The following is a 13,839-nucleotide window of genomic DNA, read 5'->3' on the forward strand; positions in this document are numbered from 1 at the left end:
TCAACTTTCGACGGACCGCCCGGTGGCGGCGGTGCAGCCGGAGCGGTAGCCGAACACCATGGCGGGACCCAGGGTTCCGCCCGCTCCACCGTAGGCCTTGCCCGTCGCGCCGGCCATCGCGTTGCCGGCGGCGAACAGACCGGTGATCGCGGTGCCCGTGACGTGCAGGACCCGGCCGTCGCGATCGGTGCGGGGGCCACCCTTGGTGCCCATCGCGCCGACGGACACCGGTACCGCGTAGTACGGCGCCGTGTCGATCGGGCCGAGCGTCTGACCGGCTGTGGTGGAGGCGTTGGTGTCTCCCCAGTAGCCGTCGTATGCGCTGGAGCCGCGCCCGAAATCGGGGTCGAGCTCGGCGGCCACGTTGGCGTTCCAGGCCTCCAGGGTGCGGGCCAGACCCTCGGCATCGATGCCCGTCTTCTCACTGAGTTCGTCGAGATCGCGAGACTGGCAGAACCATTCGGGCACCGGCCCCTCGGCGTCTACGCCGAGGAAGCCGTAGTGCTTCAGATGCAGCGAGTCGAAGACGATCCACGCCGGATCATTGGCGTAGCCCAGTTTCGGATCCAGGTAGTGGAATGGCCCGGCCATCGAGTTGTATTCGCCGGCTTCGTTGACGAATCGCTTCCCCGCCCGGTTGACGATGATGCTGCGCGGCCGGGTGCGTTCGAGTCGAACGCTGCGGCTGCGGGGATGTCCGCCGAAGGTGTCGCCGGGGATCTGCACGATGGGCACCCACCAGGCCTCACCCATGTTCGCCAGGTCCGCGCCGTGGGCCATCGCCATGCGCAGCCCGTCGCCGGTGTTGTTCGGCGGCGACACCGCACCGCGCATCGGGCCCCGCAGATAGGCCTCCACCAGCCGTGGATCCCACTCGAACCCGCCGGTGCCCAGGATCACCGCGCGGCGCGCCCGCACCCGGATCTCGGTGCCGCCCTGCTCGATTCGTACCCCGGTGACGCCGAGCGCATCGGCGAACAACTCGGTCGCGCGGGCCTCGGTGTGCGGGGTGACGCCCGCGTCCAGCAGACCCTTGAGCAGACCCGCGATCAGCGAGGTGCCCGCTACGCAGTAGTCACCGGAGTCGTCGTCGACCGAGGCGTGGATACGGGCGCGGGTCTCGGCGTCGATGCCGACGTTGCTGAAATCCGCCGGAAACGAGGTGATGCGGTCCCGCCACGGACCGAGCCGGGACAGGTCGAAGGGCTTGGTGTTCAGCGACCGGCCGCCGCCGGGCCGGCCGCCGGGCAGCTCGGGCTTGTAGTCCGGGAAGCCGTCGGCGACCTCGAACTGAAGCTCGCTGTGCGCCTCGACGAAGTCCAGCATCGGCGCACCGCTGCGCACGAACGTCTCCACCAGATCGTCGTCCATCACGCCCAGCGACTGCGCCTGCAGGTAGGCCAGCGCATCCTCGACGGTCAGTTCACCGTCGGCGCAGCGGTTGTGGGCTGGGATCCACACGATGCCGCCCGACACCGCGCTGGTACCGCCGACCGTGGGCGCCTTCTCGTACACCTCGACCGAGGCGCCGTGTACGGCGGCGGTGAGCGCGGCGGTCAGCCCCGCTGCTCCGCTGCCGAGCACGACGACGTCGACCTCGTGGTCCCAGTCGGTCACCGGTGTCTCCTTCCTTCGAGGATCGGTGGTCAGGACAGCACCGCCGCCAACTCGGCGGCGGCCCGGATGACGGCATCGCGGCCACGTTCGACGACGTCCTCGCGGTGCGAGATCAGGTTGATGCACGTCGGCGGCGACGGTGGCCGGCGTCGTACCGGCACGGCCAAACCGTATGTGTTCGGCTCGATTTCGCCATGGGTGATCACCCAGCCCTGCTGGCGGGTCTGACCGACGAGGTCGCGCTCTCCAGGGCGGGGCGGGATGCTTGCCAGCAGTGCGATGCCGGCCGCGCCGCGATCGAGCGGGTAGCGGCTGCCCTCGTGGAACGAGAGTTGGTAATAGACGTTGGACGGCACCATCACCGCCACGGCGACCTGCTGGTCGCCCTCGGCCACCAGCAACGACACCGTCGCGCCCAGCTCGTCGGCCAGGCTGCGCAGCGTCGGCACGCACAGTTGCCGGACGTTGTTGTCGAACGATGCGCCCAGCACGGCCAGGGCCGCCGCGGAGCGGTAGCGCCCGTCCTCGCCTTTGGCGACGAAACGGAACTGAGCCAGCGTGCTGAGCAGCCGGTAGGCGATCGTCCGGTGGACGCCGATGTCGTCGGCGACCTGGGCGACGGTCAGTCCGGTGGGGGAGCTGGCGACCAGCTGAAGGGCGCTGAGCCCGCGCGCGAGCGTCTGCGATCCGGGCGCGCCGCTGCCGACGGGCGCCGAATCGGCGGGCGGTCGAGTCATGCGGACCTTCCTTGACAGAACCCTGCGACGAGAGTGATGCTCTGACTATAGTGCACATGGATGTGCGATAAATGAGCAATGCGCTTACAAAATACGAGAATTCAATTCTCGCCGTCAAGGTTTCTCGGAAGGGGAGTGCAGTGGCGGAGTTCGAGAGCATCTGGAGCGACCTGCAGGGGGTCGCCTTCTCCCAGGGCTACCTCGACGCCGGCGGCGTGCGCACGCGGTACCTGCACGCCGGGGACGAAGCCCAACCGGCGCTGGTGTTCCTGCACGGCTCCGGCGGCCACGCCGAGGCCTACGTCCGCAACCTCGAGGCCCACGCCCAGCACTTCTCGACGTGGTCGATCGACATGCTCGGTCACGGTTACACCGACAAACCCGGCCATCCGCTCGAGATCGCGCACTACGTAGACCATCTCGTGGCGGTCCTCGACGCCATCGGCGCCGACCGCGCACATATCAGCGGGGAGTCACTGGGCGGCTGGGTCGCTGCCCGGATGGCGATCGACCACCCCGGCCGTGTCGACCGCCTGGTGCTCAACACCGCCGGCGGATCCCAGGCCGACCCCGAGGTGATGCAACGCATCGTCACCCTGTCGATGGCTGCGGCCGAAGACCCGAGCTGGGAGACCGTCCAGGCACGCATCAAATGGCTGATGGCCGACAAGTCCAAGGATTACGACGACATCGTCGCCAGCCGGCAGCGGGTCTACCGGCAACCCGGGTTCGTCGGGGCGATGCGCGACATCATGGCTCTGCAGGACCCTGAGATCCGGGCGCGAAACCTGCTCGGCCCCAAGCGCTATGGCTCGATCACCGCACCTACGCTGGTGGTCTGGACCAGCGATGATCCGACCGCCGACGTCGATGAGGGCCGCCGCATCGCGTCGATGATCCCCGGTGCCCGGTTCGAGGTGATGCCCGGCTGCGGTCACTGGCCGCAGTACGAAGACGCCAAGACCTTCGACCGGTTGCATCTGGACTTCCTGCTGGGGCGCGCGTGAGCGCGGCGACGCAGCGCGGTGACGTCGACGTCGACGTCCTCGTCGTGGGGGCCGGGCCGTCCGGTCTGACGCTGGCCAACATCCTCGGCCTGCACGGAGTCCGCACTCTGGTCGTCGACGAGCGCGAAACTCTCATCGACTACCCGCGCGGGGTGGGACTGGACGACGAGGCGCTGCGGACGTTTCAGTCGATCGGGCTGGTCGACCGTATCCTGCCGCACACCGTGCCCAATCAGATCCTGCGGTTCTTCGACGCCGACCGCAAACTGCTGGCCGAAATGGCGCCACCCGACGCACGATTCGGCTGGCCGAAACGCAACGGCTTCGTCCAGCCGATGGTCGACGCCGAACTGTTCGCCGGACTCGACCGATTCGGTCACGTCGAGGTGCGCTTCGGGCGCCAAATGCAGAACTGCACCGACAACGGCGACCTCGTCACCGTCGAGTTCTCCGACGGCCGGTCGCCGGTCACCGCGCGCTACGTGGTCGGCTGCGACGGGGGACGCAGCGCGACCCGGCGATTGATGGGGGTTTCCTTCGACGGCACGACCTCCTCGACGCGGTGGCTCGTCGTCGACGTCGCCAACGACCCGCTGGGCCACCCGAACAGCGAAGTGGGCGCCGACCCGCGACGGCCGTATGTGTCCATCTCGATCGCGCACGGCATCCGCCGCTTCGAATTCCTCATCCACCCGCACGAGACCGACGAGCAGGCCGACGACCCCGCATTCGTCAGACAGATGCTGGCTCGACTGGTTCCGTATCCCGAACGGGTCGACATGATCCGGCACCGGGTCTACACCCACCACTCGCGGATCGCCGGGTCGTTCCGGCAGGGCCGGCTGCTGTTGGCCGGAGACGCCGCCCATCTGATGCCGGTGTGGCAGGGGCAGGGGTACAACAGCGGTATCAGGGATGCGGCGAACCTGGGATGGAAGCTCGCCGCGGTGGTGACCGGGCAGGCGCACGACGCCCTGCTCGACAGCTACGACGTCGAGCGCCGCAAGCACGCGCGCGCGATGATCGACCTGTCCACGATGGTGGGCCGGGTCATCTCGCCGACCAACCGCCGCGTGGCCGCGCTGCGCGACCGGGTGATCCATGCGGCGTCGGTGGTTCCGACGTTGAAGCGCTACGTGCTGGAGATGCGGTTCAAGCCGATGCCGCGCTACCAGCAGGGCGCGGTCCACCACGGTGAGTCGGCCAGCCCGAACTCGCCGGCCGGCACGCTGTTCATTCAGCCGCGCGTCGATACCCGCGAGCAGCGCAACGTCCTGCTCGACGAGGTGGCCGGAAGTGGGTTCGCGGTGCTGTGCTGGAGCAACAACCTGCGGGCCGTTCTCGGTGAGGCCGCCTTCGGGCGCTGGAAGGCCTTGGGCGCCAGGTTCATCGAAGCGCGGCCGATGACCCAGCTGCACTGGCCCGGTCACGACGACCCGGACATCGTCGTGATCGGCGACCGCGACGGCGCGCTCAAGAAGTGGTTCGACGTCTACACCGATTCGGTGCTGTTCCTGCGCCCCGACCGTTGCATCGCCGGCGCCTGCATCGCCCAGCGCGCTCCCGAGGTGTCACAGGCATTGTTCGGTGTACTCCATCTCACCGAGGAAGGAGGAACGCATTCGGATGGCAAGCCAGATCGCGCTGTGCGCCATGTCGCACAGCCCACTGCTCAATCTGCCGGGTCCGTCAGCCGAACTCCTTGACGACGTCGAAGCGGCGATCGGGGCTGCCCGGGACGTCGTCACGGCCTTCGATCCCGAGCTGGTCGTGATCTTCTCGCCGGACCACTACAACGGCTTCTTCTACCGCGCCATGCCGCCGTTCTGCATCGGCACCGCGGCGCGCGGCGTGGGTGACTACGGCACCCATTCAGGCCCGCTGAACGTTCCCGCCGAGTTGGCCACCGAGTGCGCCCGCGCGGTGCTCGACGCCGATGTCGACGTGGCGATCTCGGCGGAGATGGACGTCGACCACGGCACCGTTCAGCCGCTGCAGAAACTCTTCGGAGACGCCACCGCCAAGCCTGTGCTGCCGGTGTTCGTCAACTCGGTCGCCACTCCGCTGGGCCCGATGCGCCGGGTCCGCGCTCTCGGCGCCGCCGTCGGTGCCTATCTGGCCACCTTGGGCATGCGCGTCCTGGTGGTCGGCTCCGGCGGGCTGTCCCACGATCCGCCGGTGCCCACGCTGGCCACCGCTGCGCCCGCGGCACTGGACCGGATCGTGCGCGGTGTGCCGATGACCGCTGAGCAGCGTCAGACGCGCCAGACGGCGGTGATGGAGGCGGCCCGGCAGTTCGCGGCCGGGAAAGGCACGTTGGCGCCGCTGAACCCGGACTGGGACCGGGCTTTTCTGGATCTCGTGGACACCGGTCGGCTGACCGCGGTCGACACCTGGGACAACACCTGGATCGCCGAGCAGGCGGGCAACTCCGCCCACGAGGTCCGCACCTGGGTCGCGGCGTTCTCCGCGCTGAGCGCCCAGGGGCCCTACCAGACCGGCAGCCGTTTCTACCGCGCTGCTCCCGACCTGATCGCGGGTTTCGCGATCCGAACGGCGGTGTCCGCATGAATTCCCCAGGCACACAACCCTTCGACCACGTCACCGACGTCCTGGTGATCGGATCCGGCGGCGGCGGCATGACCGCGGCGCTGGCTGCGCGGACCTCAGGCCTGCAGGCCCTGGTGGTCGAGAAGGCGGACCGCTTCGGTGGTTCCACAGCACTTTCCGGTGGCGGGATCTGGGTGCCCGGTGCCCCGTCCCAGCGTCGTGAAGGCTACGAGCCCAACCCCGACGATGTATTCGGCTACCTCAAGGCGATCACCGGCGGACTGGTCAGCGATGCCCGGCTGCGGACCTACGTCGAGGCTGCTCCGAAGATGATGGAGTTTCTCGAAAAGCTCAGCCCATGGCTGGAATTCGTGTGGAAGCCAGGGTATGCGGACTACTACCCCGAGTTGCCCGGCGGTTCGGCGCTGGGGAGCACCATCAACGTGCCCGAGATCGACCTGCGTGTCCTCGGTGCCGAGGAACAGAATCTGCTCGCTCCACTGGCGATGGCGCCCAGGGGTATCTGGTTCGCCCCCAAGGACCTGCGGCTGTTCTACCAGGTCCGGCAGAACTGGCGCGGCAAAGCTGTCCTGCTGAAGCTCATCTGGCGGATGGTCCGGGCCCGGGTCTTCGGCGACCGGATGGCCGCGATCGGCCAGTCGCTGGCAGCCCGGCTTCGACTGGCACTGCAAGAGCAAGACATTCCGTTGTGGCTCGACGCGCCGATGACCGAGCTGATCACCGACACCGACGGCCCCGACGCCCGGGTGATCGGCGCGGTGGTCGAACGTGACGGGAAGGCCCAGCGCATCCAGGCTCGCCACGGGGTGATCTTGGCCAGTGGGGGCTTCGATCACGACATGGAGTGGCGGCGCGAACATCTTCCCGAGCTCGAACGGGTCCGCGACCTCGCGGGCGAGGGGGACTGGAGCTTCGGCAATCCCGCCGCCACCGGCGACGGTATCCGGGCCGGAGAGAAGGTCGGCGGATCCACCGAACTCCTCGATGAAGCTTGGTGGTTCCCCGCGATCTGCTGGCCCGACGGCCGGCTGCAATTCATGCTCAACGAACGCATGATGCCGTCGCAGTTCGTGGTCAACGGCGAGGGCAAGCGCTTCATCAACGAGGCCGCGCCGTACATGGACTTCGCGCACGCGATGATCGACGGTGAGCGGACCGGAGTGACTCACATCCCATGCTGGCTGATCACCGACATCCGCTCGTTCCACCGTTATGTCGTCGCCGGACACCTGCCCCTGCCCAAGATTCCGTTCGCCCCGGTGCCGACGGGCTGGAAGGTGCCGCAGGCGTGGCTGGAATCCGGCGTGGTGCACGAGGGGCACACCTGGGAGGAGCTCGCCGGCAAGATCGGAGTGCCGCCGGCCCAGTTGCGCACGACAGCAGAGCGCTTCAACGAACTCGCGCGGCGCGGTCACGACGACGACTTCAATCGCGGGCACAGCGCCTACGACAACTACTACGGCGATCCGACGCTGCCGAACCCGAACCTGCACCCGCTGCGCAGGCCACCGTACTACGCGTTCCAGATCATCCTCGGCGACCTCGGCACGTCAGGCGGGTTGCGCACCGACGAACATGCCCGGGTGCTGCGGTCCGACGACAGCCCGGTCCCCGGGCTGTACGCGGTCGGCAACGCATCGGCAGCGGTGATGGGCCGCAGCTATGCCGGCGCCGGCGCCACGATCGGGCCCGCGATGACCTTCGGCTACGTCGCCGCCAAGCACATCGCGGCCTCGGCGGCAGGCCACCGTCCACCATCCGCCATCGACAGCCCTGAGACTTCAAGGAGGTAAACAGAAGTGAAGATTTCCCTGTTCTACGAGTTCCCCCTGCCACGGCCGTGGTCCGAGGACGACGAGCACCAGCTGTTCCAGCACGGGCTCGACGAAGTCGAACTGGCCGACAAGGCCGGCTTCTCCACGGTGTGGCTGACCGAGCACCACTTCCTCGAGGAGTACTGCCACTCCACGGCACCGGAGATGTTCCTCGCTGCAGCCAGCCAGCGCACCAAGAACATTCGCCTCGGCTTCGGCGTCATGCACCTGCCGCCGCCGATCAACCATCCGGCACGCATCGCCGAAAGGGTCGCGACACTCGACCACCTGTCCAACGGACGGGTCGAATTCGGTACGGGTGAGGGCTCCTCGGTCGCCGAACTCGGCGGGTTCAACATCGACCCGGCCGACAAGCGCACCATGTGGGAAGAAGCGCTGGAGGTCTCGATCCGCTGTATGACCGAGGCGCCGTTCAGCGGATTCAAGGGTGAGCATGTCGAAATGGCGGCCCGCAACGTCATCCCGAAGCCGCTGCAGAACCCGCACCCGCCGGTGTGGGTGGCCTGCACCCGCCCGTCGTCGGTGCAGATGGCGGCCCAGAAGGCCATCGGCGCGCTGAGTTTCGCCTACACCGGTCCGGAGGCGCTCAAGGATCGTGTGGACGGGTACTACAAGGAGTTCGAGGAGCAGGGCGCACCGGTCACCCCGGCCATCAACCCGAACATCCTGGCGATCGGCGGCGACCTGTCGATGATGGTCGCCAAGACCGACGAAGAAGCCCTCCAGCGCCTCGGCATCGGCGGCGGGTTCTTCTCGTTCGGCATCATGCACTACTACATCAACGGTATGCACACGCCCGGTCGCACGGGCGTGTGGGAGTTGTACGAGAACGCCGTCAAGGAGGACCCGACGCTGGCCTATGGCCCGGGCCGCGGAGCGATCGGCTCCCCGGACACGGTGCGCGAGTTCCTGCGCGGCTACGAGGCCAGCGGGGTCGACGAGATCATCCTGCTCCTCAATCCGCGCAGCCACGAGGGCACCATGGAATCGCTGGAGATCATGGGCAAGGAGATCCTGCCCGAGTTCATCGAGCGCGACGAGAAGGCGGTCAAGGACAAGGCCAAGCGTCTCGAGCCGGTGATCGAGAAAGTTGAGTCGCGTCGCCGGCCGTCGGATGCGCCGCTGTTCGACGAGACTTACGCGTTCGGCGGGCTGCCGACCGGCCGGGGCGGCAAGTTCACCGCCGGCGAGATCCCCGAGGCGATGGCCGAGATCAATGAAGGCCGTGTCAAGGCCGCCGAACAGGAGAAGCAGGCCAAGGCAGTCAAGGAGGCCTCGGGCTAACGTGGACGCGCTCGATGAGCTGGTCCGATACGACGGCAGACACGCGGTCGTCACCGGGTGTGCGTCGGGCATCGGCGCCGCGGTAGCCCGACACCTGGCCCGGCTGGGCGCGCGGGTGACCGGTCTGGACCGCCGCGCCCAGGAATCCGGATCCGCGACAACCGACTTCGTCCCGGTTGATTTGGCCGACCCGGGGTCGGTGGACGCCGCGGCCGCCGCGGTCGGCGGGGAGGTCGATGCACTGTTCAACGTCGCCGGCGTGTCGTCGGGAATCGGGGATCCGCTGCTGGTGATGCGGATCAACTTCCTGGGCATGCGGCAGTTCACCGAGGCGCTGACCGCACGCATGCCCGACGGGTCGGCGATCACCAACGTGTCGTCGTTGGCCGCGTCGGGTTACCGCGACCACGCGCGCACCACCGCGGGACTGCTCGACACCCCTTCGGTGCAGGACGGTCTGCAGTGGTGTGCCGACCACCCCGACGCGTTGGCCGACGGGGGCTACAGGCAGTCCAAGGAGGCGATCATCCTTTACGGAATGCGCAAAGCCGTCGAGCTGGGCCCGCGCGGGATCCGGGTCAACTGCAGCGCACCGGGTGTCACCGAGACCCCCATTCTCGATCAGCTGCGGTCGCGGTACGGCCAGCAGTATCTCGACTCGTTCACCGCGCCGCTGGGGCGGGTATCGACCGCCGAGGAGCAGGCCGCGGTGCTGGTGTTCCTCGGTAGCCGCGCGGCCGGATACATCACCGGGCAGGTGGTCTGGGCCGACGGCGGCATCTCGGCGGAGCGGTTCGTCTCGGCCGTCGGCGAACCCGAAGTGACACAGAGGAGTTGACGTGTCCGGCAGCATGAGCGACTTTCGGCAGATGGCCGACCGGGTCCGCAACTGGGGCCGGTGGGGCGACGAGGACGAACTCGGCACCCTGAACCTCATCACCCCGCACAAGGTCGCCGAGGCGGCTGCGACCGTGAAACAGGGCAAAGTCATTTCCCTGGGCGGGGACTTCGGCTCCGGCGGCCCCCAGGGCGCGTTCAGGTTCCGGCAAAATCCGGTGCACACCATGACCGTCGACGGCGGCGACGCGTCGACGCTGGTGGAGTACGGGCCGCAGTGGCTGCGCAATGCGGTGGCCGCCGACGTGAGCGCGTTCTTCGCCGACAACCCGTTCCGCTTCAACGACGACATGATCGTGATGCCGTTGCAGGCCGCGACGCAGTGGGACGCCCTGTCGCACGTGTACTACGAGGACAAGCTGTACAACGGCTTCCCGGCGGATTCGGTGACGAGCTTCGGCGCCTTCCACCTCGGCATCGAGAAGGTCGACGCCAAGGGCATAACGTCACGCGGGGTGCTGCTGGACGTGGTCGCTCACCGCGGTTCGGACGTGTTCTGCCCGCCCGGAACGACGATCACGCCCGACGAACTCGACGAGATCGCAGCCCGGCAGAACGTCGAGATCCGGTCGGGAGACGTCGTGGTCGTGCACACCGGATGGTGGACCCGTTTCCTGTCCACCGGTGAGGGCGCCGAGCCGGGCGCCGGACTGGACTGGACGTGCGCCGCATGGCTGCACGACCGCGAGGTAGCTGCCGTGGCTGCCGACAATCTGATGGTCGAGGACCCGGATCCCGGCAACGGTGTCGAGGGCACCTTCCTGCCCATGCACATGCTCTGCCTGCGCGACATGGGCCTGATGCTCGGCGAGTACTGGGACCTGGGACCGCTGGCCGCTGACTGTGCCGCCGACGGCGTCTACGAATTCCAGCTCGTCGCACCACCGTTGAAGGTCGTCGGTGCGGTCGGGGCCCCCGTCAGTCCCATTGCGATCAAGTGAGGGTGTCAGTGACCGAAAGCAAGCAGCCGTTCATCGTCGGCCTGGGCGGCACGCTGCGCGCCAACTCGTCGACCGAGCGGGCCCTGCGGTTGTGCCTGGATGCCGTCGAGCGGCTCGGCGGCCGGACCCGGTTGTTCAGCGCGGAGGACCTCGACCTGCCGATGTACGCCCCGCACGAACTCGAGCGCACGCCACGGGCTCTCGAGCTGGTGAAGACCTTGCGCGATGCCGACGCGGTGGTCGTCGGGTCACCCGGTTATCACGGCGCGGTGTCGGGTCTGGTCAAGAACGCACTGGACTACATCGAGGATCTGCGCGAGGACCCGCGGGTGTACCTGGACAACACCCCGTGGGGATGCATCAGCTGTGCCTACGGCTGGCAGGCCGCGGTCGGCACACTGACGCAATTGCGCAGCATCGGACACGCCCTGCGGGCCTGGCCGACACCACTAGGTGTGGCGATCAACTCGGCCGACCCGATCTGGGACAGCGCCGGTGGGCTGGCCGACACCGAACAGGGCAAAGCGGTGGCCAACCAACTGGAGCTGTTGGCCGGCCAGCTGCTGGCGTTCGCGCAGACCGCACGAGCTTCCGCGTGAGCGCTCGGCGCAGCGTATGGGTCGACGGCTTACACACCAGCTATCTGGAGGCCGGAACCGGCGATCCGGTGGTCCTGCTGCACGGCGGTGAGTTCGGGGCCAATGCGCACATCGGTTGGGAGCACACCATCGACGTGCTCGGGCAGCGCTACCGCGTCCTGGCGCCGGACATGCTCGGATTCGGCGAGTCGGCCAAGGTCGTCGATTTCACCGACGGCCGCGGTCTGCGCATCCGCCATATCGCGCGCTTCTGCGAGGTGCTGGGGATCGACCGTGCGCATTTCGTCGGCAACTCGATGGGTGCGATCAACCTGCTCGTCGACGCCACCTCCGAGAATCCCCTGCTGCCGGCCCGCAGCCTGGTGGCGATCTGCGGTGGCGGCGAGATCCAGCGCAACGAGCACGTCAACGCGCTCTACGACTACGACGCCACCGTCGAGGGCATGCGCAAGATCGTCGCGGCGCTGTTCGCCGACCCGTCCTACCCGGCCGACGAGAGCTACGTACTGCGGCGCTACGAGTCCAGCATCGCCCCGGGCGCGTGGGAATCGTTGGCGGCGGCGCGGTTCCGGCGTCCGGGCCTCGAGCCGCCGCCGACCCCCAGCAGCGCCCGCGCCTACGACCGCATCACCGTGCCAACCCTGGTCGTCGAGGGCGGCGCCGACAAGCTGCTCCCACCGGGGTGGGCCGCCGAGATTGCCGCTCAGGTCAGCGGTGCCCGTTCGGCCGTCGTCGCTGCGGCCGGTCACTGTCCGCAGATCGAGCAGCCCGATGCGCTCAACGCGGTGTTGTTGGACTTCTTCGAAGGGATCGAATGATGACGGAACTGTCGGGGAAGGTCGTGATCGTCACCGGTGGTGCATCCGGGATCGGCCGCGGCATCGCGGCACGGTTCGCGGCCGAGGGGGCCGGGGTGCTCATCGCCGACGTGCGCGACGACCTCGGCGCGGCGCTGTCGGAGGAACTCAATGCCGCCGGCGGGCGCACCGTGTACCGCCACACCGACGTCGGTGACCAGGCTCAGGTGGCCGCGCTGGTGGACGCCGCTGTCGCCGAGTTCGGCGGACTGCACGTCATGGTCAACAACGCCGGCATCTCCAGTCCGTTGAAGAAGGGCCTGTTCCACGAAGACCTCGAGGAGTTCGACCGGGTCATGCGTGTCAACCTGCTCGGCGTGATGGCCGGCACGCGCGACGCCGGGCGCCACATGGCCGAGCACGGCGGCGGTTCGATCATCAACCTGGGCTCGATCGGCGGTATCCAGGCCGGCGGGGGAGTGTCGAGCTATCGGGCGTCCAAGGCCGCGATCATCCACTTCACCAAATGTGCCGCGATCGAACTCGCGCATTACGAGATTCGCGTGAATTGCCTTGCCCCCGGCAATATCCCGACCCCGATTCTGGCGTCGTCGGCCACCGACGAGGACCGGGCGCGACTGGAGAAGTTCGAGGCCAGGATTCGACAACAGATGCGTGACGATCGTCCGCTCAAACGGGAGGGCACCGCCGAAGACGTGGCCGAGGCGGCTTTGTACTTCGCCACCGATCGGTCGCGATACGTCACCGGAACCGTGCTCCCCGTCGACGGTGGCACCGTCGCCGGGAAGGTGATCGTCCGCAAGACCGCCTCCGTCGGGGAGTCGTGAACTGTTAAATCAGTCGCTTGACTTATGCGGTGTGACGCGGTTCACTGTCAAGGTGACCACTGCCAGGAGCGTCCGCGCCGACCGTGCCTCCAGCACCCAGGAAGCGATCCTCAAGGCCGCCGAACGCCTCTATGCCGAGCATGGGGTGTTCGCGGTGTCGAACCGACAGGTCAGCGAGGCCGCCGGGCAGGGCAACAACGCCGCCGTCGGCTACCACTTCGGCACCAAGACCGATCTCGTCCGGGCCATCGAGCACAAGCACCGCGGCCCGATCGAGCAGCTGCGCGAGCAACGGGTCGCCGCGATCGGGAATTCCACCGACATGCGGGACTGGGTGGCTGCGCTCGTCTGCCCGCTGACCGATCACCTTGCCGCACTGGGTAATCCCACGTGGTACGCACGGTTCGCCGCGCAGGTGATGACCGACCCGGCCTACCACAACATGATCGTCAAGGACGCGCTGTCCTCGCCGTCGCTGGTCCGGGTGCTCGACGGCATCAACGGCTGCCTGCCTGACTTGCCGATCGACGTCCGGGTCGAGCGCAACATCATGGGCCGCAACCTGTTGATGCACAGCTGCGCCGACCGGGAACGGCTGCTGGCCCAAGGCTCGCCGGTGCCGCGCGCGTCCTGGCAGGACGCCGCGACCGGACTGATCGACGCGATCATCGGCCTCTGGCATGCCCCCGTCACGGAGAAGCCCTGA

The 13,839-nt window shown here is 68.1% G+C and carries 13 protein-coding genes; 11 read left to right on the forward strand and 2 right to left on the reverse strand.

The features are described 5' to 3' along the window. Positions 1-1,617, reverse strand: a complete 1,617-nt coding sequence (locus tag G6N31_RS02080; protein ID WP_098004841.1) for an FAD-dependent oxidoreductase — start codon at positions 1,615-1,617, stop codon at positions 1-3. A 29-nt stretch (positions 1,618-1,646) separates the two neighbouring features. Next, positions 1,647-2,354, reverse strand: coding sequence for an IclR family transcriptional regulator (locus G6N31_RS02085; protein ID WP_098004842.1), 708 nt, complete (start codon positions 2,352-2,354; stop codon positions 1,647-1,649). A gap of 140 nt (positions 2,355-2,494) precedes the next feature. On the opposite strand from G6N31_RS02085, the gene G6N31_RS02090 reads away from it, so the two are divergent. The 11 genes from G6N31_RS02090 to G6N31_RS02140 are packed head-to-tail and all read left to right on the forward strand — an operon-like array spanning position 2,495 to position 13,839. Then, positions 2,495-3,361, forward strand: coding sequence for an alpha/beta fold hydrolase (locus G6N31_RS02090; RefSeq protein WP_098004843.1), 867 nt, complete (start codon positions 2,495-2,497; stop codon positions 3,359-3,361). Further along, positions 3,358-5,067, forward strand: coding sequence for a bifunctional 3-(3-hydroxy-phenyl)propionate/3-hydroxycinnamic acid hydroxylase (locus tag G6N31_RS02095; protein WP_098004844.1), 1,710 nt, complete (start codon positions 3,358-3,360; stop codon positions 5,065-5,067). Before G6N31_RS02090 ends, G6N31_RS02095 begins: the two co-directional genes overlap by 4 nt. Further along, positions 5,015-5,932 carry a 3-carboxyethylcatechol 2,3-dioxygenase gene (locus G6N31_RS02100; RefSeq protein WP_234815420.1) on the forward strand — a complete coding sequence of 306 codons (918 nt, stop codon included), beginning with the start codon at positions 5,015-5,017 and terminating at the stop codon, positions 5,930-5,932. Before G6N31_RS02095 ends, G6N31_RS02100 begins: the two co-directional genes overlap by 53 nt. Beyond that, entirely contained in the window at positions 5,929-7,725 is a 1,797-nt protein-coding gene (locus tag G6N31_RS02105) for an FAD-binding protein (RefSeq protein ID WP_098004846.1), read from the forward strand. The genes G6N31_RS02100 and G6N31_RS02105 overlap by 4 nt, the downstream gene beginning before the upstream one ends. A 6-nt stretch (positions 7,726-7,731) precedes the next feature. Further along, entirely contained in the window at positions 7,732-9,051 is a 1,320-nt protein-coding gene (locus tag G6N31_RS02110) for an LLM class flavin-dependent oxidoreductase (protein ID WP_098004847.1), read from the forward strand. Between the two features lies 1 nt (position 9,052). Then, positions 9,053-9,889, forward strand: coding sequence for a coniferyl-alcohol dehydrogenase (locus G6N31_RS02115; protein WP_098004848.1), 837 nt, complete (start codon positions 9,053-9,055; stop codon positions 9,887-9,889). 1 nt (position 9,890) lies between these two features. Further along, the gene (locus G6N31_RS02120; protein ID WP_163722000.1) at positions 9,891-10,889 is read left to right on the forward strand and encodes a cyclase family protein; all 999 of its coding nucleotides are present in this window, start codon (positions 9,891-9,893) and stop codon (positions 10,887-10,889) included. 8 nt (positions 10,890-10,897) lie between these two features. Continuing rightward, complete coding sequence (locus G6N31_RS02125) at positions 10,898-11,488, forward strand: NADPH-dependent FMN reductase (RefSeq protein ID WP_098004876.1); 591 nt, start codon at positions 10,898-10,900, stop codon at positions 11,486-11,488. After that, the gene (locus G6N31_RS02130; RefSeq protein WP_098004849.1) at positions 11,485-12,306 is read left to right on the forward strand and encodes an alpha/beta fold hydrolase; all 822 of its coding nucleotides are present in this window, start codon (positions 11,485-11,487) and stop codon (positions 12,304-12,306) included. Before G6N31_RS02125 ends, G6N31_RS02130 begins: the two co-directional genes overlap by 4 nt. Further along, positions 12,303-13,133: an SDR family NAD(P)-dependent oxidoreductase gene (locus tag G6N31_RS02135; RefSeq protein WP_165776263.1), complete on the forward strand. Its 831-nt coding sequence runs from the start codon at positions 12,303-12,305 to the stop codon at positions 13,131-13,133. Before G6N31_RS02130 ends, G6N31_RS02135 begins: the two co-directional genes overlap by 4 nt. A gap of 52 nt (positions 13,134-13,185) precedes the next feature. After that, positions 13,186-13,839, forward strand: a complete 654-nt coding sequence (locus G6N31_RS02140) for a TetR/AcrR family transcriptional regulator (protein WP_234815417.1) — start codon at positions 13,186-13,188, stop codon at positions 13,837-13,839.

The organism is Mycolicibacterium duvalii (assembly GCF_010726645.1).
Lineage (GTDB): Bacteria > Actinomycetota > Actinomycetes > Mycobacteriales > Mycobacteriaceae > Mycobacterium > Mycobacterium duvalii.

Excerpts from the sequence above, each read along its gene's own strand:
- G6N31_RS02085 (WP_098004842.1), bottom strand. The coding sequence starts at position 2,354 with ATGACTCGACCGCCCGCCGATTCGGCGCCCGTCGGCAGCGGCGCGCCC.
- G6N31_RS02100 (WP_234815420.1), top strand. The coding sequence starts at position 5,015 with ATGTCGCACAGCCCACTGCTCAATCTGCCGGGTCCGTCAGCCGAACTC.
- G6N31_RS02105 (WP_098004846.1), top strand. The coding sequence starts at position 5,929 with ATGAATTCCCCAGGCACACAACCCTTCGACCACGTCACCGACGTCCTG.
- G6N31_RS02135 (WP_165776263.1), top strand. The coding sequence starts at position 12,303 with ATGATGACGGAACTGTCGGGGAAGGTCGTGATCGTCACCGGTGGTGCA.